Source organism: Planotetraspora phitsanulokensis, from assembly GCF_016863295.1.
Taxonomy (GTDB): domain Bacteria; phylum Actinomycetota; class Actinomycetes; order Streptosporangiales; family Streptosporangiaceae; genus Planotetraspora; species Planotetraspora phitsanulokensis.
In genome coordinates this window covers 33,710-56,329 of the sequence record NZ_BOOP01000028.1, presented here as the reverse complement: position 1 = coordinate 56,329, position 22,620 = coordinate 33,710, and the positions used below count along the sequence as shown (strand labels likewise).

The following is a 22,620-nucleotide window of genomic DNA, read 5'->3' as shown; positions in this document are numbered from 1 at the left end:
GGGACGACCGTGACGGAGACCGAGATCGAGCACGTGCGCCGGCCGGGAACGATCCGGATCCGCCTCGCCGCCCCGCGGCCCGACCGGGTGACGCTGGCGGCCCTCGCCCTGATCGCCGTGTCGCTGGTCTTCAAGGCCCACGTCCTTTCCCGGTCCTACTTCATCGAGGACGACTTCCTGTTCGTCGGCGACGCCCACGAGCACGGCCTCACGTGGGACTACCTCATGCGGGTGCACAAGGGGCACCTCATGCCGGGCGCCCTCCTGCTGGTCTGGGTGGTGTCGCGGGCGGCCGCCTATAACTGGTTCCTGGTCTGCACGGTGATGCTGGCCCTGCAGGCCGCGGCGTCGGCCGGGATGCTGGTGCTGCTGCGCCGTCTCTTCGGCGGGCGAACGGGGATCCTGATCCCACTGGCCGTCTACGTCTTCGCGCCCCTCACCGTGCCGGCGCTGAGCTGGTGGTCGGCGGCGCTGAACGCCGTCCCCCTGCAGGTGGCGATCGTCTTCTCGCTGGCCGCCCATGTGCGGTTCGCGCAGACCGGGGACACGCGCCACGCCTGGCGTGGGCTGTACTGGGCCCTGTTCGGCATGGCGTTCTCGACCAAGGGTGTCTTCCTGCCGTTCGTGACGTTCGCCGTCGTCACGGCCTACCTCGGCTCCGAAGGGGGCTGGGTGCGGTCGACGGTGCGGGAGGTGCGGACGCACACCCGGATCTGGCTGACCTACGCGGGGGTCCTGGCGGCCTACGCCGTGCTCTATCTCGCGCAGCAGGGGACGGCCGGCGACGAGGGTGCGGGAGCGCCCAAGGGGGACGTCACGGCCGGGCTGCTCGGATGGATGCTCGGCAAGACGTTCCCCACCGGCGTCGTCGGAGGCCCGCTCAACTGGGGAGGTCTGGCCGGGACCGGCGGGCTCTCCGATCCCTCGTCCCCCTTCGTGGTCGGGTCATGGCTCACGATCGCCGTCGTGATCGCGCTCACCTGCGTGTATCGCAGGCACGCCTGGCGGGCCTGGCTGATCGCGGCGGCCTTCGTCCTCGTGGCCGACGCGGCGCCGACCGTGCTCGCCCGTGGCCGGTACACCGACCTGGTGGGCGCCGAGACCCGTTATGTGGCCGACGCGGCCCTCATCGCGGCGATCTGCCTCGCGCTGGCCTTCCTGCCGGTCCGGGGAGAGGAGCGGGCGATGCGCCGGCCGTACCCCGACGTCATGCCCCTGGTGGCGGCGCTCGCGACGTTCGCCGTGGTGGGCATGTCGATCGCGTCCATCACGTCGTACGGCGGGACGCTCGTGGTGGGCGACCGGATCCGCGCCTATCTGGACACCGCGCGGGCCTCGCTCGCGGCGGTCCCCGCGGGAGCGCAGATCTATACGCGGCCGGTCCCGGACTACGCGGTGCTGCCGTGGAACGGCGAGCGGCGGCTCACCTCACGCGTCCTCACCCCTCTCGCCGACGAGGGACTGCGGCGGAGAATGCGTGATCCCGCGCCGACGGACAAGCCGTACGTCATCGACGACACGGGCAGGCTCGTCCCCGTGAAGGGGATCTACGGCTATCTCGACGGAGCCGAAGAAGGCTCGTGCTATCCGTTGAAGGACGGGGCCGTCTCGTTTCCCGTCGAGTCGCTGGGCGGTCCCGAGGCGGTCGGGTGGTTGAGGTACACCAGCGAACGTCCGGTCACGGTCGAGGTGTCGCTCGGCTCGGCGTCCACTCGCATGGATCTGCCGGCGACCGCGCAGGAGCGGCCGGTGTACTTCCCCCACCCCGGTGTCGGGCAGGGCATGCGCGTCACCGTGCCCGACGGCCTCTGCCTGAAGGCCGTGGCGTTCGGCGCGGTCGTTCCCGGCCCCTGACGGAGATCTAGCTCGCCGGGGCCGTCTGGGAGATCACGAGTTCGGCCAGCGCGCTGGCGGCGGCGGCCGGCCGTTCGTCGGGCCGGGAGGCCGCGGTGACGGCGGCGCCGTCTATCAGCAGCACCAGTTGGACGCCCGCCGTGACCGGGTCGGGGTGCCCGGCGGCGCGCAGCTCGGCCTCAATCAGCGCGCGCAGGCGCCGCTTGTGGGCGCGGATCACGTCATGCGCCGGATGCGCCGGATCGGCGAGCGAAAGGTCGGCGTTGACGAAGGGGCAGCCTCGGTATCCGGGCGCGTCCGGCAGCTTCTCGAGGTGCGCGAACAGTGCCCGCAGCCGGGTGCGCGGATCGTCTCCACCGGAGGCCAGGGCGTCGGCGTATCCCTGCTCGGTGCGCTCGGAGGTCTCCCTGAGCACCTCCGCGACGAGGCCGTCCTTGCCGCCGAAGTGCTGGTAGAGCGATCGGCGGGCGACGTCGGCCGAGGTGAGGATGGCGTCGATCCCGACGTGTGTCCCTTCGCGGTAGGTCAGCGTGCCGGCGGCGCGCAGCAGACGCTCGCGCGGGCCCTCGCCCCGGGCGGCCTTCTGGGTCTTCGTCGTGTCCACGACTTGACTATAGACCACTCGGTCTATCTATAGTGAATCGACCGATCGGTCTACCGATGGAATGAACGGGAGAACGACCATGCAGATCAAGGGAGCGGCGGCTCTGGTCACCGGTGCCAACCGCGGAATCGGGCGGGCCTTCGCGTTGGCCCTGCTCGAGCACGGCGCGGCGAAGGTCTACGCCGGATCGCGGGACCCGGAGGCCGTGAAGGACGCCGGCCTGATCCCGGTGCGGCTCGACGTCACCGACCAGGACCAGGTGGCGGCAGCGGCGGAGCTCGCCGGTGACGTCACGATTGTGATCAACAACGCGGGCGTCGCCGGCGGCACGGGACTGCTCGACGGATCGTTCGACGGCGCGCGGCACGAGATGGAGGTCAACTACCTCGGTACCTGGGCGGTCTCCCGGGCGTTCGCGCCGGTGCTCGCCCGCAACGGGGGCGGGGCCCTGGTGAACATGCTCTCTCTGGTCTCGTGGCGCGCGATGCCTCTGGCGCCCGGATACGCGGCGGCCAAGTCGGCCCAGTGGTCGCTGACCAACGCACTGCGCGTCGGGCTGGCCGAGCAGGGGACGCTGGTGGTCGGGGTGCATTCCGGCTACGTCGACACCGATCTCAGCGCGTGGACGACGGCCCCGAAGATCGCGCCGGAGGACGTCGCGGAGCAGACCATGCGTGCACTGCTCGAGGGGAGCCAGGAGGTGCTGGCCGACGAGGTGAGCCGCTCGGTCCGGGCCTCGCTGTCCGGGCCGCTGGAGGGGACCTACGGAGTGGAGGTCTTTTAGGGGGCCGGCTGAAGGGCGGCGTCCGTCGCCGGATCCGGACGGGGTGTCACGTAGTGGATCAGCCGGCGGGCGGGCTCCTCGACGTAGCGGTAGGTCAGGTGCGCCAGCAGGAGGGTGAGCCCGGCCACCGGGACGAAGTTGAGGACGAGGTCGCCCGTCCACGTCTTCTGGCCGGTGAAGTCCCGCCACAGGTAGAGCACGACGAACTGCCACAGGAAGACGCTGTAGGACACCCGGCCCAGATAACTCATCACGCGGCCGCCCAGCACTGACCCGGCGAGCCCGCCGCGTTCCGGTTGCAGGGCGGCGGGGGCGATCAGGCAGAACGCCACCGTCGTGTAGAGGACCTGTTCCACCAGGCCGGCCCACATGCCGTCGATGCCGACGAACCGGGCGCCGGTCACCGGCGTGGCCGCGATCACGTAGGCCAAGGCCGCGACCAGCCACAACGAACCCGTGGACGAGTGGACGGCGCGGCTGAAGCGCCGCGGTGACTCGGCGCCGGTGCGCGCCCACGCGGCGACGACGGCGAGCATCATGCCGGGGACGAAGAACGTCCACGAGCGCGGCAGCCAGATGTTCATCCACGGCCGGTAGTCGGGGTGGAACTCGAAGACCGTGTAGACGTAGGACACGGCGCCGAATGCGGCGAGACCGATGAGCAGTCGCTTCGCCCGGACGGCCACCGGCGCGCCGCCTCGCGTCGCGTAGGCGCGCAGGGCCGCGGCCATGATGGGGAGCGTGAGGTAGAACGCGACCTCGACCGAGAGGCTCCACATCTGGCCGAGGCCCTGCGGCCCCAGGCCGTACCACCAGTGGTCGATGTCGTAGTTGTGCAGCAGGAGCAACATCTCGGTCCACGTCCACAGGTCGCCGCGGTGGCCGTCCGCCCACAGCAGCAGGGCCACGACGACGACCAGCCAGTACGCCGGCATGATCCGGAGCAGGCGCTTCCACAGGTAGACCTTGGTGTCGGGATCGGGCGAGTCCGCCAGCACCGCCCGCGCCCACGGCCGGTACAGCAGCAGGCCGGAGAGAGTGAAGAAGATCGGCACTCCTACCTCGCCGCGGGCGAGGATGCCGCCGAGGAACCCCTCGCGGAGCGCGGTCCCGGTCTCGATCGACACGTGGAACAGGAGCACGCCGAACGCGGCGACGGCACGCAGCCCGTCCAGGGACGCCTGACGCCCGCCGGTGGCCGACAGGCCGGGGGAGACGAGACGGGAATTCTCCGTTCGCGGGGAGTCCGCCGGCATCTCGCTAGAACCTGTTTCGGTCACTTTTCCGCATCCCTGGTGACGTGGGTCACGTGCGCGACTAACATAACGCGGAATAGAAACCTGTTTCAGTACATAACACCCACAATTTCACAGTCTCTCACCCCCCAGTGCGGGATGCCCCAGGAGGAGCGAATGCGCCGCGCCACCGGAGTTGTTCTGCTAGCCGTCGGGGCGTTCCTTGTCGTTCTGGCCCCGCTGTTGAGATTCCAGGTGGCGGGCAAGGTCATCAAGGCTCCGTCCGACCAGTACTCCGTCTCGAAGCTCTCCGCGGACAACGCGCAGTACTTCAGCCAGCAGGACCTGAAGGTCCTCACCGGCAACCTCGACATCACCGTCACGACTCGGGGCGACGTGGCGGAGTCGAAGGACGACCGCGTCGTCTGGGACCAGTTCACCGCCGTGAACGATGTGACCAACGGCAGGCCGTCGATCTCGCTGTCGGAGTTCCGCAGCGCGTTCAACGCGTACAACGGCGCCGGGGTCAACTGCTGCGGCGTGAGCGTGGACAAGCAGCCGGTCCAGCTGCAGGGCCAGATCTTCCTGTTCCCCTTCGGCGTGGAGAAGAAGACCTACAAGGTCTTCGACACCTCCACCCGCAAGGCCTGGGACGCGGCCTTCGTGGGCGAGGACACCGTCGACGGGCTCAAGGTCTACAAGTTCCAGCAGAAGATCGATCCCACTGTCGTCCAGACGCTCACCGCGCCCGCGTCGGTGCTGGGCATGACCGACCCGGGCGACGTCCAGGTCGACCGCGTCTACGACGGCGTCGTCACCTTCTGGGTGGAGCCCACGACGGGCGCGCCGGTCAGGCAGGAGCAGCAGCGTCACGAGGTGCTCAAGACGGCCGACGGGGTCGAGCGGATGCCCGCGCTGATCGCCACTGCGGCCTTCACCCCGCAGACCACCGCCGAACTGGTCAAGACCGCCAGGGACAGCATGGACCAGATCGCGCTCATCAAGACGACCCTCCCGCTGTTGTCGCTCATCGTCGGCCTCATCCTCGGCATCGCGGGATTCGTGCTCCTGCGCGCTCCCTCCTCCGCGGCGTCCAAGGACGTGCCGGCGACGGCGTCCGCGGCCGACACGGAGTGAGACACGGACGCGCGGACCGACGCCGGCCGTGACGCGAGCGGGACGGCGGCGATGAGCCCCGAAGGCACGGCTCTCCGCTCGCCGGTGGACGATTCACCGGCGAGCGCGGGCTCCGCGCGCTCGGTGGCGGCGGGGCTGTTCCGCGCCTGCCGTCCCCGCCAGTGGCTCAAGAACGCGCTCGTCTTCGCCGCTCCGGCGGCCGCGGGCGTGCTCACCACGGGCGCGGGGATGCGCGGCTCGCTCGTCGCGTTCGCGGCGTTCTGCCTGACGGCGAGCGGCACGTACCTGTTCAACGACTCCGCCGACGTTGAGGCCGACCGGCGGCACCCGCGCAAGCGGTCGCGGCCGATCGCCTCCGGCGTGGTGTCCGTACGGCTCGCGCGTCTGGTCGGCGCGGTCCTCATCGCCGCCGGTCTCCTCACCGGCTGGGCCGGCGGCTGGCGGCTGGCCGCCGTGGTGGCCGCCTACATCGCGCTGACGTCCTCCTACACGTTCTGGCTCAAGCGGCAGCCGGTGGTGGACCTGGTCGCCGTCGCCGGCTGCCACGTGATCCGGGCCTACGCGGGTGCGGTCGCGGTGGCCGTGCCGGTGACGAGCTGGTTCCTCGTCGTCATCTCGCTCGGGTCCCTCCTGCTCGTGGCGGGCAAGAGGGAGGCGGAGCTGCGCGCCCAGGGCGGCAACGGCACCCGGGCCACCTTGGTGACGTACACGGTCGCCTACCTGGGGCACGTCCGGGTCATGGCGTCGGGCGCGATGATCGTCACCTACTGCCTGTGGGCCCTGCAGGAGCACGAGGGCCTCGCCCGTGCGCCCTATGCCGTCAGCATCGTCCCGTTCGTCCTCGTCGTGCTGCGGCACGCCCTGCTCGTGGACCGGGGTGTGGGGGAGGAACCGGAGGAACTCGCCCTGCGGGACCGTCCGCTGCAGGTCTTCATCGGGCTGTTGCTGCTGTCTCTGGCCGTCGGGGTCTACCTGACGTGAGCTCCCCGACATGACGCTCGACACGACGCTCCTGACGGGGTGGGGACGTACGGCCCCGACGCCCGCCCGGTTGTCGCGCCCGCAATCGGTGGAGGAGGCGGCCGAACTCCTGCGGACGGCGACCGGACGCGGGGTCGTCGCGCGAGGTCTCGGCCGGTCGTACGGCGACGCCGCCCAGAACTCGGGAGGGCTGGTGCTCGACTGCACGGCCCTCGCCCCGTCGTGGGCCCACGACCCCGCGACCGGGCTGGTGACGGCGTCCGCGGGCATGAGCCTGCACGACCTGATGACCGAGCTCGTCCCGCGTGGCTGGTTCGTGCCGGTGACGCCGGGCACGCGCCACGTCACCGTGGGCGGAGCCGTGGCCGCGGACGTCCACGGCAAGAACCACCACGTCGACTCCTCGTTCGGCGCTCACGTGCGGTCGCTCAGCCTGCTCGCCGCGGACGGATCGTTGCGGGTGCTCACCCCCGCCGACGAGCTGTTCTGGGCCACGGTCGGCGGCATGGGGCTGACCGGCGTCGTCGTGGAGGCGACCTTCGCGTGCGTTCCGGTGGAGACCTCGCGCATGCGGGTCGACGTCGAGCGCACCCGCGACCTCGACGAGACCCTCGAGGTCATGACCGCGACCGACGACCGGTACCGCTACACGGTCGCCTGGATCGACCTGCTCGCCCGGGGAGGCCGCATGGGCCGCAGCGTGCTGACACGCGGCGACCACGCCGCCAGGGACGACCTTCCCGTCCGCATGCGGCGCGATCCCCTCGCGTTCGCGCCGCGGCCCCGCCTGTCCGCGCCGCCGTGGGTGCCGCCGGGCCTGCTCAACCGGGCGACGGTCGGCGCGTTCAACGCCGCCTGGTACGGCAAGGCGCCCGCCGCCAAACGTGGGCTCGTCCAGGGGATCGCGCCGTTCTTCCACCCGCTGGACGGCGTGGCCCACTGGAACCGCATGTACGGCTCCCGCGGATTCGTGCAGTACCAGTTCGTCGTGCCGTTCGGAGCGGAGGGGACGCTGCGCCGCGTGGTGGAGCGCCTCTCGAACGAGGGCGTGGTGTCCTTCCTCACCGTGCTCAAGAGGTTCGGACAGGGGACGCCGGGGATGTTGTCCTTCCCCATGCCGGGCTGGACGCTCGCGCTCGACATCCCGGTGGGACAACGAGGGCTGGCCGGGATGCTGACCCTGTTCGACGAGTGGGTGGCCGCCGCCGGAGGCAGGCTGTACCTGGCCAAGGACTCCCGGATGCCGGCCGCCATGGTGGCCTCGACCTACCCTCGTCTGGACGAGTGGCGGGCGATCCGCGACGGCGCCGACCCGGATGGCGTGTTCCGCTCCGACCTCGCGAGAAGGTTGTGCCTGTGAGGGGGAGACAATGAAGAACGCCCTGGGTTCCGTCGACACCGTCCTGCTCCTCGGCGGCCGCAGCGAGATCGGCCTCGCGATCGTCGAGCGCCTGGTCAGAGCCGGTGCGCGCCGCGTCATGCTGGCCGCGCGGGGTGGCACCGCACCGGCGGAGGAGCTGCGGAAGCTGGGCGCGGACGTTCATCTGGCCGACTTCGACGCCGCCCGGCCCGAGACGCACGCCGCGCTGATCGAGCACGCCGTCGCGGAGCTGGGCGACCTCGACGTCGTGATCCCGGCCTTCGGGGTGCTCGGCCGCCAGTCCGTCTACGACGTGGACCCCGTCGCCGCCGCGCGCGACGTCGCGGTCAACTTCGGCGGGCACGTGTCGATCGGCCTCGCCGCGGCCCGGCGGCTGCGGGAGCAGGGCCACGGCACGCTCGTCGTGTTGTCGTCCGTTGCGGGCGTGCGCGTCCGCAAGGCCAACTTCGTGTACGGCTCGGCCAAGGCCGGCCTGGACGGTTTCGCCCAGGGCCTCGCCGACTCGCTCCACGGCTCCGGCGCCCGGGTGGTGGTCGTCCGGCCCGGCTTCGTCGTCGGGCGCATGACCGAGGGCATGACCCCGGCTCCGATGTCGGTGACGGTGGACGCCGTCGCCGACGCGGTCATCGACGGGCTGCGGTCCGGGCGGCGCACGGTTTGGGTGCCCGGCAGGCTGCGTCCGGTGTTCGCGGTCATGCGCGTGCTGCCCCAGGCGGTGTGGCGGCGCCTGCCGCGCTGACCCGAGTGCCGGTTCGCCGGGGTCGGACCGCCGTGTTAGCCGGTCACGAGGGTGAGGCCGTAGGCCGACAGGATCTCGTTGACGGGCTGGAAGTAGGTCGTGCCGCCGCTGGTGCAGTCGCCCGAGCCGCCGGAGGTGACGCCCTGGGCCTGGCTGCCGGAGATGAAGGAGCCGCCGGAGTCGCCGGGCTCGGCGCAGACGTTGGTGCGGATGACTCCGGAGACGGTGCCCTGGGAGTAGGCCACGCTCGCGTCCCGCTGCTCGACGGTGCCGCAGTGCCAGCCGGTGGTGGAGCCGGAACGGCAGACGGAGGCGCCGACGACGGCGACGGCCGAGCCCCTGACCGTGACGTTGCCGCCGCCGCTGCCGACGTAGGGGACGGGAGTCCAGTCGCTGTTGACGGCGACCCAGGAGTAGTCGTTCCCGGGGAAGGACGAGCCCTGGAAGGTGCCCTGCGCGGCCTGGTTGTAGCCGGTCGTCGCGTTGCCCGCGTCGGCGCAGTGGCCGGCGCTCACGAAACCGTTGGTGGTTCCGCGGGTGATGGCGAAGCCGACGGAGCAGCGTGAGGAGCCGTTGATGTAGTACGCGTCCCCGCCGCGCACGTCCAGATAGGTCCGCGGTCGTTCATCCGACCGCTCCACGTCGGCGAGCGAGATGTCGGCGCCGCTCCTGGCGACGAAGGCGTCGGCCTCCGAGGGCTGGGACGTCAGGACGACGACGCGGTTGCCGCGGACGTCGACGTACCAGACGGGGGTGCTGAGGGGGGCGGTGGAGGAGTGCCGGTCCAGCGCCTCCTTGCTCGCGGTCAACTCCGCGACGCTGTGCTTGACGACCTGAGGCGTCGCGCCCGACTCGGTGATGGCCGTGCTCTCCGAGGCGTCCGTCGTCGCCACGACGAACGTCTCGGACGCCGGCCCGGTGACCCACGCGCCTCCGTAGCTGTCGCCGAGCCTGTTTCGCAGGACCGCCTCGGACGCGCTCGCACGCGCCTCGTTGCGGAGCCGGGTCCTGGCCTGGTCCGCGCTGAGGCCGAGGTCGTGCTGGATCGCGTCGAGCAACGCCTGCGAGGCGAGCGCGTCCGCCGTCTCGGGCTCGGGGTCGGCGACGGCGGGTGCGGTGATCAGGGCGCAGATGGCCATGATGCCGATCACCAGGGCGGATCCCCCGGTCGCCGTACGCCTGCGGAGCATGCTCTCTCCTCGTCTCGTCGCCGTTCACGGTCCGGGGGGAGCGGTGCCGAATCTACCTGCGGATGATCCGCGGGACACGGAGGCGCCGCCGTACACGTGTACGGCGGCGCCTGTCGCGTGTTGTGGTTCACGGCCGGCTGATCACGGCCGGTTCCGGGGGTCCGCCGCTACGGCCTGGTGACGCCCAGGGAGTAGGAGCCGGATCCGCTGTAGGCGTGGACGCGGTAGCGGTACTGGCCGGCGGTGCCGGTGTAGGTGACTGTCTCGTCAGGGCCGGACGAGGTGCCCTGCGCGACGTCGACCCACGTGCTGCCGTTCCACTTCTGCAGGTAGAGGTCGAAGTCGACACCGGTCGGACCGTCGAGGCAGCCGCGGTGGGTGCCGGTGACGGTCGTCGTGTAGTACGTGCCGTTCGGCTGGTAGGCGCTCGCGCCGCTGCTCAGGCTGCCGGTGTAGGTGCTCTGGTAGCCGGTGCACGTGCCGCCGCCACCGCCGCCCCCGGACGTCACGAGGGTGAGGCCGTAGGTCGACAGGATCTCGTTGACGGGCTGGAAGTAGGTCGTGCCGCCGCTGGTGCAGTTGCCCGAGCCGCCGGAGGTGACGCCCTGGGCCTGGCTGCCGGAGATGAAGGAGCCGCCGGAGTCGCCGGGTTCGGCGCAGACGTTGGTGCGGGTGACTCCGGAGACGGTGCCCTGGGAGTAGGTCACGCTGGTGTTGAGCTGCTGGACGGTGCCGCAGTGCCAGCCGGTGGTGGAGCCGGAGCGGCAGATCGAGGCGCCGACGACGGCGACGGTCGAGCCGCTGACGGTGACGTTGCCGCCGCTGCCGTTGTTGACGTAGGGGACGGGAGTCCAGTTGCTGTTGACGGCGACCCAGGAGTAGTCGTTCCCGGGGAAGGAGGAGCCCTGGAAGGTGCCCTGCGCGACCTGGTTGTAGCCGGTCGTCGAGTTGCCCGCCCGGCCGCAGTGCCCGGCGCTCACGAAACCGTTGGTGGTTCCGCGGGTGATGGCGAAGCCGACGGAGCAACGCGAGGAGCCGTTGATGTAGTACGCGTCGCCGCCGCGGACGTTGTAGTACGTGCGGGGCTGCTCGTTGGACAACTGGACGCTCACGAGAGCCCTGTCCACGCCGCTGGCGGCGACGAAGGCCTCGGCCTGGGCGGGCTGCGAGGTCAGGACGACGACGCGGTTGCTGCGGACGTCGACGTACCAGACGGGCGCGGTCCTTGGCGCGGACGCGGCCTTGAGGTCCAGCGCCTGCTTGGCGGCGTTCAGCGTGGCGAGGTTGTAGTCGACCGTCCTGGCCTGGACGCCCGACGCGGTGATGGAGGCCGCCTTGGACGCGTCCGTGGTGGCGACCACGAGCGTCGAGGAGGTGTCGCCCGCGACCCACGAGCCGGCGAACGAGTCGCTGAGGTCCTTGCGGAGCTGGGACTCGGCCGCACCGGCCCGGGACTCGTTGACCAGGCGGACCTCGGCCTGGTCGGTGCTGAGGTCGAGGTCGCGCGTCATGGCCTCGACCATGCCGGGCGGAGGTTTGACGGCGGAGACGGAGAATCCGGGAGCGGCGCCGGGGTTGGGCGCGGCGGCCGCGGGAGACGCCATCACGGTGATGGCGCCGATGACCAGAGCGCATACGGCGGTGACCGTGCGTCTGCGGGGCATTTGGCTCTCCTCGGGTGGTGGGGGGTGCCGCCAAAGTAACCGAGCCGCTGCCGCGTGTGGATCTATCAGATGGCCCCTACCGCCGAATTATGGAACGGCCCTGAATCGGGGATGGGCGATGAGCCAGTCGGCGTAACGACGGCTTCGCCGTACGGTGTCGGCGTGCGCGGCGCGCGCGTGGTGGACGACGGAGGACGAGACCCGCGAGGCGACGGAGTCGTCGTGCCAGCCGAGCAGATGACGCCAGCGCAGCGGCGCGCCGACCAGCGGCATCATCACGAGACCGGCCGTCAGCTGGAAGGTCGCCTGGCAGAGGGCGACGGTCTTTCCCACGCCCACCAGGTGCAGGCACGTGGCGACGTCGGTCTCGTAGATGGACAGGGGGACGAAGCCCGCCCGCGTGCAGGCGCCGGCGAAGCAGTCGGCGAAACACCCGTCTCCCGGCGCGACGGCCCAGCACTCGCCGGCGAGCTGGGACAACTCCAGCTCGTCTTCTCCCGCGAGCGGATGGTTCTCCGCCAGGAGGACGAAGACCGGATCGGCGGCGACCGTGCTCCAGCTCATCGCCTCGGCCTGTGGCGGCGGGCTGTCGCCGCAGGTCCCGACCAGTGCGAAGTCGAGTCTGCCCGAGGTGACGAGCGAGGTCAGCTCCCGCGCCGACCACGAGGTGCGCGTGGTCACGGGGGTCGTGGGATAAGCGGAGGTCAGACGTTCGACGAGCCCCCCGAGAATCGGCCCGTGAGTGGCTCCGATGCGGTACCCGGGGATGTCCTCGGACGTGTTGGCGAACCGCACCGCGTCCTCCTGGAGCTCGCGCACGGCGGGCAGCAGGACCCGCGCGCGCGAGAGCACCATCTCGCCGAGGGGCGTCGGCCGCGCGCCGTTGCGGTCACGCTCGAAAAGGGGACCGCCGAGCGTGCGCTCGATCCGTTTGAGCTGTGCGGTCAGGGACGGCTGGGCCAGGCCGAGCCGGGTGGCGGCCTTGGTGACGCTGCCGGACTCGGCGACCGCTCGCACGATCTTGAGGTGGCGGAGCTCCAGATCCATACCGGGAAACTACGACCGCAGTGGTATGCCCGCAATGCTGTTATGTCATGAAATCTGACTCTTATTCGTCGGGGATTTCGCCATTGAGTCGGGACGATTGTCCGCGGAGTCGATCCGCAGGTCCGGAGCGTTGTTTGAAACGTGTTCTTGTCAGCTGATCATCATGGTGATCCCGTGTGGTTACCGGGTGGTAGGACCGATGAAAATCGGCGTTGTAGAACGCGTTGCAGTTTCGTGGCATCCGGTCGTACAGTCGAGGCATGCGGACCCGTGTCACCGACATGTTCGGCATCGAGTTGCCGATCTTCGCTTTCAGTCATTGCCGGGACGTCGTCGCCGCGGTCAGCCGCGCCGGCGGCATGGGAGTGCTCGGCGCCCTCGCCTACACGCCGGAAGAGCTCGAGGTGGAGCTCGCCTGGATCGACGAGCACGTCGGCGGCCGGCCGTACGGCGTGGACGTGGTCATGCCGGCGTCCTACGCCGGCTCCGACCTCGGCCTCGACTCTCCGGCCGACCTGGTCGCCCGGCTACAGGGAATGATCACACCCGAGCACCGGGCCTTCGTCGAGGACCTGCTCGCCAAGCACAACGTGCCGACCCTGACCGGGTCCGATCCCGGGAAGGTGCTGCTCGGCTGGACGGACGCGACCGCGCGTCCGCAGGTCGAGGTGGCGCTGAAGCACCCCATCGCGCTGCTGGCCAACGCCCTCGGCCCGCCGCCGGCCGACGTGGTCGAGCTCGCCCACTCGAAGGGCGTCAAGGTGGCCGCGCTCGCCTCCACTCCGCGTCACGCGATCAAGCAGGTCGAGGTGGGCGTGGACGTCATCGTGGCGCAGGGCACCGAGGCGGGCGGGCACACCGGGGAGATCTCCACGATGGTGCTGATCCCCCAGGTCGTCGACGCGGTCGACGTGCCCGTCCTGGCCGCGGGAGGCATCGGCGGCGGCCGTCAGATGGCCGCGGGGATGGCGCTCGGAGCCGACGGCGTGTGGACCGGGTCCATCTGGCTCACCGTGGAGGAGGCAGACACTCCGGAGATGGCCAAGAAGCGCATCCTGGAGGCCACCTCGCGTGACACCGTCCGGTCGCGCAGTTGGACCGGCAAGCCCGCGCGGCTGCTCAAGAACGAGTGGACCGACGCCTGGGAGTCCGCCGACTCTCCCGGGACGCTGCCGATGCCGCTGCAGTACATGCTGGTCTCGCCCGCGTTGCGCCGGATCGGCAACTCCGACGCGGCGGAGCTCGCCACCTTCCCCGCGGGGCAGATCATCGGTGCGATGAACCAGGTCAAGACGGCCCGGCAGGTCGTCTTCGAGATGGTCGAGGAGTACATCGAGGCGATGGAGCGCCTCGACCGCATCACGGCCGACTGACCGTCCGCGGCGTGCGAGGCCAAACGTTATCCCCGTGTGCTCGCCCGTGAGCACAGGAGTCGACTAAATCGTCTTTGGACGATTATTCGGTGAAACGGGCGGGAGTCACGTGGCGACCTCGAAGCAGGCCGCGGGTGGGGGAGAGGTCGTCGTGGAGCTCGCGCTCCCCTCCTGGATGGGCGCGGGCTTCCTACGGCGTCACGGGCTCAGCCTGGTCGCGGCGGTGCTCGTCACGGTCCAGCTGGTGTGGAAGGGCGTGCTGCTCGGCCGGAGCTTCTTCTGGGGCGACGACTACGCCTACATCGTCAGGGCCATGGAGCACCCCTTCGACTGGGACTACCTCACGTCGTTGTACGGCCCGAAGCTGCTCCCCGTCGGGTTCGCCGTCGTCTGGGCCGTCTCCCGCGCGGACGTCTACAACTGGGTCCTCGCCGCGTCGGCGCTGCTGGTCCTGCAGGTCGCCGCGTCGTTCGCGGTCTACCGGCTGCTGCGGGTGCTGTTCGGGTCGCGTCCCGCGATCCTGGTCCCGTTCGGGCTGTACCTCTTCACGCCGCTCACGGTGCCCGCGCTGCTGTGGTGGGCGGCCGGACTCGAGGCCGTCCCCCTCCAGCTCACGCTCGCGCTCGCCCTGACCTCGCACGTCCTCTACCTGCGCAGCGGGCGCATGCGCCACGTCGCGGCCGCGGCCTTCTGGTTCCTCATGGCCCTGGGGTCGTTCTTCCTCAAGGCCGCGGGCGCCTTCCCCCTGCTGGCCCTCGTGGTGACGGCGGGATACTTCGGCGGCGTGCGGACGGCCGTGGTCCGCCACCTGAGGGCCTGGCTGGTCTACGCCGCGGTGCTCGCCGCCTGCGCCGTGTTCTTCGCGCTCGGGCTCGACACGTCGGACCAGCCCGTCGGGTTCCCCTCCTTCTCGGAGACGGCCGCCTTCGCCGGGACCCTGCTCGGCAAGGTGTTCCCCACGCTCGCTCTGGGCGGTCCGATCGACTGGTACGGCGGCTGGGCCGTCCCTCCGGGTCTGCTGCTGGTGTCGTCGTGGCTGGTCTTCGCCGCGCTCATCGTGGTGACCCTGCGCTGCCGCAGAGCCGCGGGCTGGGCGTGGGCGGGCCTGATCGCCTACCTGCTCGTCGTCGACTTCGTGCCGGTCGTGCTGGGACGCGGGCATTACGCCTCGCAGGCCCTCGAACCGCGGTACCTCGCCGACGCCGCGCTCGCGCTCGCGCTGTGCCTCGCGCTCGCCACGCTCCCGGTTCGGGATGAGCGGGAGCCGTACAGACGGGCGTTCCCCGCGGGCAGGGCGGCGGCCGCCGGAGGCGTGTTCGCGGGCGCCTGCCTGCTCCTGTCGGTCGTATCCGTCGAGCGCTTCACGTCGGGCTTCGAGGCGAGGGCCGATCGTGACCGGACCTACCTGGCGACCGCCCAGCGCACTCTCGCGACCCTCCCGCCGGGCACCCAGCTGTATCCGCACGCGCTGCCCGACGACGTGCTGTTCTACGGGTTCGGGGAGGCCAACCTCAGCGCGCACGTGCTCGGCCCGCTCGCGCCTCCAGACGTCCGCGCGATGATGCGCGACCCGCAGCCGTCGGTCGACCCCAAGGTCCTGGACTCCGACGGGAACCTGACGGCCATGCGGCCCTTCGCCGGCCAGGCGCGGCCGCCTGGAGGTGCGCGGTGCTTCCCGCGCATGGGCGGCACCATGACGATCCCGATCGCCACCAAGGGCGACTACGCCCTCGCCGGGTTCTCCTACCTCGACGCGGCCGGCGGCCCGGCGACCGTGCTGATGGGGACGACGAGGGTCGACCTGACGCTTCCCGCCGGCAACCACAACATGTATTTCATGACGCGCGCGAAAAGCACGGAAATGCAGATCACCACGACGCAGAACATCTGCGTTACGGGCGGCGTCGTCGGCGTCGCCGTGCCGGCCACGGAAGGCTGAGGCTCCCCAGTGTCACCGAGGATCGCGCTGCCGGCGTGGCGGCACGGGAAGAGGATCGCCGCCGCGGCCTGGGCGATGATCCCCCTGTCCGTCGTCTGCCAGGTGGTCGCGCTGCGCGCCACCTGGTACAGCGTCGACGACTTCCGCTTCGTCGCCCTCGCCACGGAGGGACCGCCCGGCTGGTCCTACCTGACCCAGCCGGTGTACGGCCAGCACATGCCGGGAGGCCTGCTCCTCACCTGGATCCTCACCTGGGCCGCCGGATACAACTGGGTCCTGACCTGGTCCGTGGTGCTCCTCCTGCAGGTCGGGGCGTACGTCTACGTCCTGCGCACCTTGCGCCTGCTGTTCGGCGACAGGCCGGCGATCCTGGCGCCGCTCGCCTTCTACCTGTTCTCGCCGCTGACGGTGCCCGCGGTCGCCTGGTACTCGGCGGCCGTGCTCAGCGTCCCCCTCCAGCTCGCCGTGGCGGGCGCGCTGTACGCCCACGTCCGCCACCTTCGCGAGGGAACTCTCGGGCCGGGTCTGCGAGCGGTGGCCTGGACGGCCTTCGGCCTGTTCTTCTTCGTCAAGGCGGCCGTCATCCCGCTGCTGCTCGTGGTGGTGACGGTGGTCGCCGCCCCGATCCTCGTCTCCGGGGTCCGCGGCGTCCGCGACGCGCTCCGGCTGCTCCTGCGGCGGCGCCTGCTTCTTGTTCTGCACGGCCTGCTGCTCGCCGGGTACGGCACGGTCTACCTCGTCTCGGGTGCCACGGCCAGCTCGTACGTGGCCGTGGGCGTCGAACGCGGCATCGGCCTGCTGCCGTACGCCGGGCGGCTGATCGGTGCGACGTTCTTCACGGGCGCGATCGGCGGCCCCGCCGCCTGGCAGCCGGGCGCCGGCCACTTCGCCAACGCGTCGCCACCGGTCGCGCTCGTGGTCGTCGCCGGAATCGTCTGGACGCTGGCCTTCGTGACGAGCATGGTCTTCCGCCGGGGCGCGTGGCGGGCCTGGCTCGTCCTGCTGACGTGGCTCCTGGTGGCCGACACCCTGTTCACCTGGCTGGGCCGTGCCACCGAGTGGTCCGGCCGGGAGATGCGGTACGTCTCGGACGCCGCGCCGGTGGTCGCCGTGTGTCTGGCCCTCGCCTTCCTCCCCGTCCGCGACCTGGCCGAGAACGGTCGCCGGACTTACCTGATCAGGCCGCCGTCCGGGCCGGCCGTCAAGGCGGCGGCCGGAGTGCTCGGGGGCGTGATGGCCGCGCTGTCGATCCTGTCGATCAGCTCCTTCGGCGGGCTGATCGACACCACCGAGCAGCGGGCGTACATCGGCAACGCGGCCCGCGCCCTCGCAGCGGCGCCCGCAGGCACGGTCATCTTCCCCAGCGACGTGCCGCTGGAGATGCCGATCCCGGCGACCGGCCTCACCGACCTGACCTCCCGCGTGCTCGCACCCGTGGCCCCGGAGTGGGCCGTCGAGAGCATGCGCGCACCGCGACCGTCCACAGAGCCCCGCGTCTTCGACGACAAGGGCCGGCTGGTCAAGATGACGATCAAGGGCGGCCTGCTCGGTCCTCCCGCGGGCCTGCCGTGCTTCCCCGCGACCGGCGACGTGGTCGACCTTCCGCTGAGCACGGACGGCGGGCCGGTGACCGTCGCGGGCATCGGCTACGCCGCGCTGGGCGACACGGAGGCGACCGCGACGGTGGACGGGCGGCTGGTGACGCTGCCGATGAAGAGAGGGGACGGTGTCGTGTACTTCCCCGTGCGCTCCGCCGTCCGATCGCTGCCGCTCTCCGTCAACGGAGGCATCTGCGTGAAGGCCGTCGCCGTCGGCGACCCGGCGCCGGTGCCGTCGTGACCTCCCCGGCCTCGCGGCGCCGATGAGGCTGGAGGGGGACGGCGCCGGTGAGGGCGGTGCCGGGTCCGCCGGTCCGGTGATGATGGAATGCAAGCTGACCATTGGGCGCCGGACTGGGGGGCTGTGGAGAGATGGGCGACAGGACGCCGGCGGCCGGCGACGCGGAGCACGAGCGGCGGGGGACGGCCGTGAGCGCCCCGCCGATCCTCGGCAACGTGCCGGGAGCCTACGCGCTGGGCGTCTTCCGCGACCGGCATCCGGCCCTCATCAGGCAGGTCAGGGATGCCCTGCCGTACTCGCCTGATCGGCTCGAGGCGCTCGACCGGCTGCTCGAGGAGGCCATCTCCGACACGATGCAGCCTCTCGAGGCCTCGGCCCACGACTTCGCGGCCTGGCTGACCTGGGGACGCGCCTACCTTCGCGGACGATGGACGGACGCGCCCTTCCTCTGGGCGGAGAGCTTCTTCTACCGCAGGGTGCTCGAGGCCACGGGGTACTTCGCGGACGGGCCGTGGCGGGGCGTCGACCCGTTCGAGCCGTTCAAGCAGGCCGAACTCGCGGGCTCGGTCGTCGACGAGGAACTCGCGAGCCTGGACACGGTCGCCTCGGCGTCCCAGGCCGAGAAGGAGACGGCGCTGCTCCTCGCCTCCCTGTGGGGGAACCGCGCCGACCTCACCTTCCAGATCACCGGTGAGCTCGGAGACGACAAGTCGGCCGACCTCGTCGCCGACGACAGCGCGCTCCTGTGGTCTCTGGTGCACGACGGCCCTCCCGGCCGGATCGTCTTCGTCGCGGACAACGCCGGCCGCGAGTTGCTGCCCGACCTGGCCCTGATCGACCATCTCCTCGCCCGGCGGCTGGCCACCGAGGTCGTGCTGCACGTCAAGCCGCAGCCGTACTTCGTGTCCGACGCCACGCCCGCGGACGTCCTTGCCGGCCTTCGGCGCCTGGCCGGAGCGCCGGGCGAGGCGGGCAAGGCCGGGGTGCGTCTCCGGCAGGCCCTGAGGTCGGGGCGCCTCGTGCTGCGCACCCACCCCTTCGCGTGCGCTCCGCTGCCCTACAGCGACATGCCGGACAGCCTGCGGGACGACTTCGCCGACGCGTCGCTGACCCTCACCAAGGGCGACCTCAACTACCGCAGGCTCGTCGGCGACAGGCTGTGGCCGTCGGACATCCCGTTCGCCGAGGTCACCGCGTACTTCCCCGGGCCCGTGGTCGCGTTGCGCACGCTCAAGTCGGACGTCCTCGTCGGCGTCGCACCGGACGTGACGGCCGCGCTCGACGCGACGGGGGAACGGTGGCGTACGACGGGTACCCGGGCGCTGATCCAGGGCCGGGCCTGACCCGATCCGGGGTGGGACGTGTCGCCTACTCGCCTCGGTAGACGGCCGGGCGCTTCTCGCGGAACGCGAGCGACCCCTCCTTGGCGTCCTGCGAGCCGATGACCGGCCAGCCGATGGCGTCCGACACCTTGAGCGCCTCCTCCTCCGCCATGCCGAGGGTCTCGCGGTAGGTGCGCAGGATCGCCTGCACGGCCAGCGGACCGCACGCCGCGACCTGGTCGGCCGTCTCACGGGCGGCGGCGAGCGCCTCACCGTCCGGCACGACCCGGTTGACCAGGCCCATCGACAGCGCCTCCTGCGCGGTGATCGCCCGCCCGGTCAGCAGCACGTCCATCGCGAACGCGTACGGGATCTGACGCGGCAGCCGTACGGCGCTTCCTCCCATCGGGAACAGCGCCCGGCGGGCCTCGAACAGGCCGAGTGTCGCCGACTCGGCCACGATCCGCAGGTCCGTGCCGACGAGCAGCTCCGTGCCGCCGGCCACCGCGTAGCCCTCCACCGCGCAGATGATCGGTTTGGTGGGCAGGGCCCCGCTGCCGCGCAACAGGCCCTTCCAGTGGACGTCGGGGATCTCCTGGGCACGCTGGAGGACGCGCGGGTCGCTGGACGGCGTGCCCATGGCCTTGAGGTCGGCGCCCGCGCAGAACGTGCCGTTCGCACCCGTCAGGATGCCCACGCGCACGTCCGGCTCGGCGGAGATGTAGGCCCACGCGTCGGCGAGGCCGACCAGCATGTCCATGGAGAGGGCGTTCCTGGCCTCAGGGCGGTCCATCGTGACGACGACGACATGTCCGTCGCGCTCGACGCGGCAGTGCGGCGTGCTGATTGACAGGAGCTCCATGGAGACTCTCCAAATTGATCAAGCGATTGCTCGGCAGGGGCGGCCCGGGTTAGTGTGCGTCTACGAACTAGAACAGATTCTTGTTCGTAACCCCCCAGTAATGCCAGGGCTTGTCGATAGAACGAGAACGTGCTTCACTGCGGCGATCCGGGGGAAGTCAGTACGCACCGGACAAGGGAGTTCCGATGGGCTCGCTGGGTTTCTGGAGGCTTGCGCAGGCGGATCCTGGGTGGATCGCCGCGATCGATCCCGACGGCGCCGAGTACACGGCCGGCGAGGTGCTGTCGCGGGCCAACCGCTTGGTCCACGGTCTGCGCGCGCTCGGGCTGAAGGCCGGGGACGGCATCTGCGGCCTCATGCCCAACGGGGTGGACGGGCTCACGCTCTACCTGGCGGCGTTGCAGGTGGGCTGGTACTACACGCCGGTCAACTGGCACCTGACGGGTCCCGAGATCGCCTACATCCTGGCCGACAGCGAGGCCAAGGCCTTCTTCGCCCACGAGCGGTACGCCGCCGAGGCCGTCAGGGCCGCCGAGGAGATCGAGCCCGAGCGCCGGTTCTCGTTCGGGACGATCGACGGCTTCCGGCCGGTCGCGGAGCTGACCGAGGGCCAGCCGGACTCGGCTCCCGAGGACCGTACGGCCGGCGCCACGATGCACTACACGTCGGGTACGACGGGCCGTCCCAAGGGCGTCAGGCGGGGCCTGACCGGGCTGGATCCGGACGACGCCGCGGAGCTCATGACGGGGTTGCTGACGTTGTTCGGCGTGACGCCCGGCCGTCCCAACGCCCACCTGGTCACCTCGCCGAACTACCACACCGCCGTGACGCAGTTCGGCGGCACGGCCCTGCACATGGGCCACACGCTGGTCTACATGGACAAGTGGGACGCAGAGGAGACGCTGCGGCTGTGCGAGAAGCACGGCGTGACCAACTCGCACATGGTCCCGACGCACTTCAAGCGCCTGCTCGCGCTGCCCGACGAGGTCAAGTCGCGGTACGACCTGTCCTCGCTCAGGTGGATGATCCACGCGGCCGCCCCCTGTCCCGTCCCGGTCAAGTGGGCGATGTTCGAGTGGTGGGGCGACTGCGTCTACGAGTACTACGCGGCCACGGAGGGCGGCGGCACCCTCGCCACCCCGGACGGCTGGAAGAAGCACCCGGGCACGGTCGGCACGGCCTGGCCGATCAGCGAGCTGCTCATCGTGGACGACGACCATGAACCCGTTCCCGTGGGGACCCCCGGCACGATCTACATGAAGATGGGGATGGCCTTCGAGTACAAGGGCGATCCCGAGAAGACCGCCGCGAACAGGCTCGCGGCGGGGGCGGGTGCCCGAAGGGGGGTCGGTGGAGACACTGACTACTTCACTGTCGGGGACATCGGTTATCTCAACGAAGAGGGCTACCTGTTCCTGTGCGACCGCAAGGCCGACATGATCATCTCGGGTGGGACCAACATCTATCCGGCCGAGATCGAGAACGAGCTGATGGTCCATCCCAAGGTCGCCGACGTCGCCGTCTTCGGCATCCCCGACGACGAGTGGGGTGAGCAGATCAAGGCGGTCGTCGAGCCCATGCCCGGCAACGACCCCGGACCCGAGCTGGCCGCGGAGATCCTCGGCTCGCTCGAAGGCCGGCTGTCGCGGATGAAGTGGCCGAAGACCGTCGACTTCATCGAGGACATGCCGCGCGAACCGAACGGCAAGCTCCTCAAGCGCAAACTCCGTGACCCGTACTGGGAGGGCCGTGACCGTGCCATCTGAACCGCTGGTCGCCGAGCACGCGCTCGAGTTCCCCGGTGGATACACGCGGACGACGGGGCCGGTGATCGGGCGCTTCCTCACGGAGCTGCGCGACGGCCGCGTCGTCGGGGTGCGCACCGCCGAGGGCCGGGTGCTCGTGCCGCCGCTGGAGTACGAGCCGGAGACGGGGGAGCCGGTGACCGGCGACTTCGTCGAGGTCGGCCCGGCCGGAACCGTGATGAGCTGGGCCTGGGTCGACGCGCCGCGTAAGGGCCACCCGCTGGACCGGCCGTTCGCGTGGGCGCTGATCAAGCTGGACGGCGCGGACACGGCGCTCGTCCACGCGGTCGGCGCCGACGGGGCGAAGGCGATGCATCCGGGGCTGCGCGTCCGTCCCCGATGGAAGCCGGAGGCGGACCGCATCGGCCACATAACCGATATTTCGTGCTTCGTTCCGGAAGTCACGGCGATGGTCGCGCCCATCCGCATGGAGTACCGCGTCCGGCCTGGCCGGTCGCTCGCCCGGTTCCTGGAGGGCGTCCGCGATGGCGTCTTCCTGGGCGGGCGCTGCACCCGCTGCGTCAAGGTCTACATGCCCTTCCGGACGTCGTGCCCCGAGTGCGGCTCGGCGATCTCCGAAGAGGTCGAGCTGCCCGACACCGGCACCGTGACGACCTTCGCGATCAACAACCTCCCCGACCCGCGGGCGCCCGAGGTGCCGTTCGTGTCGGCCTACATCCTGCTCGACGGGGCGGACGTCCCGATGATCGCGCTGATGGGCGACGTGCCGGCCCACGAGGTGCGTCAGGGGATGCGCGTCAGGGCCGTCTGGGCGCCGCCGGAGGAACGCACGATGTCGATGGCCAACATCCGATGGTTCGCCCCCACGGGCGAGCCGGACGTCGAGCTGTGAGGGGAGGAGCC

General features: G+C 70.9%; 18 protein-coding genes. 12 read left to right on the top strand and 6 right to left on the bottom strand.

Going from position 1 to position 22,620, the window contains the following annotated elements; genetic code table 11:
- The first annotated feature begins 9 nt into the window (after positions 1–9).
- Entirely contained in the window at positions 10–1,854 is a 1,845-nt protein-coding gene (locus Pph01_RS28295; RefSeq protein ID WP_204076208.1) for a hypothetical protein, read from the top strand.
- 7 nt (positions 1,855–1,861) lie between these two features.
- Here Pph01_RS28295 and Pph01_RS28290 read toward each other — a convergent pair whose 3' ends face one another.
- A complete protein-coding gene (locus tag Pph01_RS28290; protein ID WP_204076207.1) occupies positions 1,862–2,458 on the bottom strand; it encodes a TetR/AcrR family transcriptional regulator in 597 nt (198 codons plus the stop codon).
- Positions 2,459–2,537: 79 nt separating this feature from the next.
- On the opposite strand from Pph01_RS28290, the gene Pph01_RS28285 reads away from it, so the two are divergent.
- The gene (locus tag Pph01_RS28285; protein WP_204076206.1) at positions 2,538–3,242 is read left to right on the top strand and encodes an SDR family oxidoreductase; all 705 of its coding nucleotides are present in this window, start codon (positions 2,538–2,540) and stop codon (positions 3,240–3,242) included.
- On the opposite strand, the gene Pph01_RS28280 is transcribed toward Pph01_RS28285, so the two are convergent.
- Positions 3,239–4,522: an acyltransferase family protein gene (locus tag Pph01_RS28280; protein ID WP_239117071.1), complete on the bottom strand. Its 1,284-nt coding sequence runs from the start codon at positions 4,520–4,522 to the stop codon at positions 3,239–3,241. The genes Pph01_RS28285 and Pph01_RS28280 overlap by 4 nt on opposite strands.
- Before the next feature lie 132 nt (positions 4,523–4,654).
- Here Pph01_RS28280 and pgfA point away from each other — a divergent pair, with 132 nt between their 5' ends.
- The 4 genes from pgfA to dprE2 are packed head-to-tail and all read left to right on the top strand — an operon-like array spanning position 4,655 to position 8,715.
- Positions 4,655–5,614, top strand: coding sequence for a cell envelope lipid trafficking protein PgfA (gene pgfA / locus Pph01_RS28275; protein WP_204076205.1), 960 nt, complete (start codon positions 4,655–4,657; stop codon positions 5,612–5,614).
- 51 nt (positions 5,615–5,665) lie between these two features.
- Positions 5,666–6,595: a decaprenyl-phosphate phosphoribosyltransferase gene (locus Pph01_RS28270; protein ID WP_204076204.1), complete on the top strand. Its 930-nt coding sequence runs from the start codon at positions 5,666–5,668 to the stop codon at positions 6,593–6,595.
- 10 nt (positions 6,596–6,605) lie between these two features.
- Complete coding sequence (dprE1, locus tag Pph01_RS28265; protein WP_204076203.1) at positions 6,606–7,955, top strand: decaprenylphosphoryl-beta-D-ribose oxidase; 1,350 nt, start codon at positions 6,606–6,608, stop codon at positions 7,953–7,955.
- Between the two features lie 10 nt (positions 7,956–7,965).
- Complete coding sequence (gene dprE2, locus Pph01_RS28260) at positions 7,966–8,715, top strand: decaprenylphospho-beta-D-erythro-pentofuranosid-2-ulose 2-reductase (RefSeq protein ID WP_204076202.1); 750 nt, start codon at positions 7,966–7,968, stop codon at positions 8,713–8,715.
- Between the two features lie 35 nt (positions 8,716–8,750).
- Here dprE2 and Pph01_RS28255 read toward each other — a convergent pair whose 3' ends face one another.
- The 3 genes from Pph01_RS28255 to Pph01_RS28245 form a co-directional block, all read right to left on the bottom strand.
- On the bottom strand, positions 8,751–9,905 hold the full coding sequence (locus Pph01_RS28255) for a S1 family peptidase (protein ID WP_239117070.1): 1,155 nt from the start codon (positions 9,903–9,905) through the stop codon (positions 8,751–8,753).
- A gap of 167 nt (positions 9,906–10,072) precedes the next feature.
- Positions 10,073–11,569, bottom strand: coding sequence for a S1 family peptidase (locus Pph01_RS28250; protein ID WP_204076201.1), 1,497 nt, complete (start codon positions 11,567–11,569; stop codon positions 10,073–10,075).
- Positions 11,570–11,656: 87 nt separating this feature from the next.
- A complete protein-coding gene (locus Pph01_RS28245) occupies positions 11,657–12,616 on the bottom strand; it encodes a LysR family transcriptional regulator (protein WP_204076200.1) in 960 nt (319 codons plus the stop codon).
- A gap of 260 nt (positions 12,617–12,876) precedes the next feature.
- Here Pph01_RS28245 and Pph01_RS28240 point away from each other — a divergent pair, with 260 nt between their 5' ends.
- The 4 genes from Pph01_RS28240 to Pph01_RS28225 all read left to right on the top strand — a co-directional run bounded on the left by Pph01_RS28240 (position 12,877) and on the right by Pph01_RS28225 (position 19,110).
- Positions 12,877–13,989 (top strand): NAD(P)H-dependent flavin oxidoreductase, encoded by a 1,113-nt coding sequence (locus Pph01_RS28240; RefSeq protein WP_204076199.1) that lies wholly within the window; start codon positions 12,877–12,879, stop codon positions 13,987–13,989.
- Between the two features lie 109 nt (positions 13,990–14,098).
- Positions 14,099–15,928, top strand: a complete 1,830-nt coding sequence (locus Pph01_RS28235; protein WP_204076198.1) for a hypothetical protein — start codon at positions 14,099–14,101, stop codon at positions 15,926–15,928.
- 9 nt (positions 15,929–15,937) lie between these two features.
- Positions 15,938–17,767, top strand: coding sequence for a hypothetical protein (locus Pph01_RS28230; protein WP_204076197.1), 1,830 nt, complete (start codon positions 15,938–15,940; stop codon positions 17,765–17,767).
- A gap of 131 nt (positions 17,768–17,898) precedes the next feature.
- A complete protein-coding gene (locus Pph01_RS28225) occupies positions 17,899–19,110 on the top strand; it encodes a damage-control phosphatase ARMT1 family protein (RefSeq protein WP_204076196.1) in 1,212 nt (403 codons plus the stop codon).
- A gap of 25 nt (positions 19,111–19,135) precedes the next feature.
- Here Pph01_RS28225 and Pph01_RS28220 read toward each other — a convergent pair whose 3' ends face one another.
- Positions 19,136–19,951, bottom strand: coding sequence for a crotonase/enoyl-CoA hydratase family protein (locus tag Pph01_RS28220; protein ID WP_204076195.1), 816 nt, complete (start codon positions 19,949–19,951; stop codon positions 19,136–19,138).
- A 185-nt stretch (positions 19,952–20,136) separates the two neighbouring features.
- Between Pph01_RS28220 and Pph01_RS28215 the strand changes: the two genes are divergently transcribed.
- Both Pph01_RS28215 and Pph01_RS28210 read left to right on the top strand, forming a co-directional pair.
- Positions 20,137–21,717 (top strand): acyl-CoA synthetase, encoded by a 1,581-nt coding sequence (locus Pph01_RS28215; protein WP_204076194.1) that lies wholly within the window; start codon positions 20,137–20,139, stop codon positions 21,715–21,717.
- Entirely contained in the window at positions 21,707–22,609 is a 903-nt protein-coding gene (locus Pph01_RS28210) for a Zn-ribbon domain-containing OB-fold protein (protein WP_373315690.1), read from the top strand. Before Pph01_RS28215 ends, Pph01_RS28210 begins: the two co-directional genes overlap by 11 nt.
- Positions 22,610–22,620 lie beyond the last annotated feature (11 nt).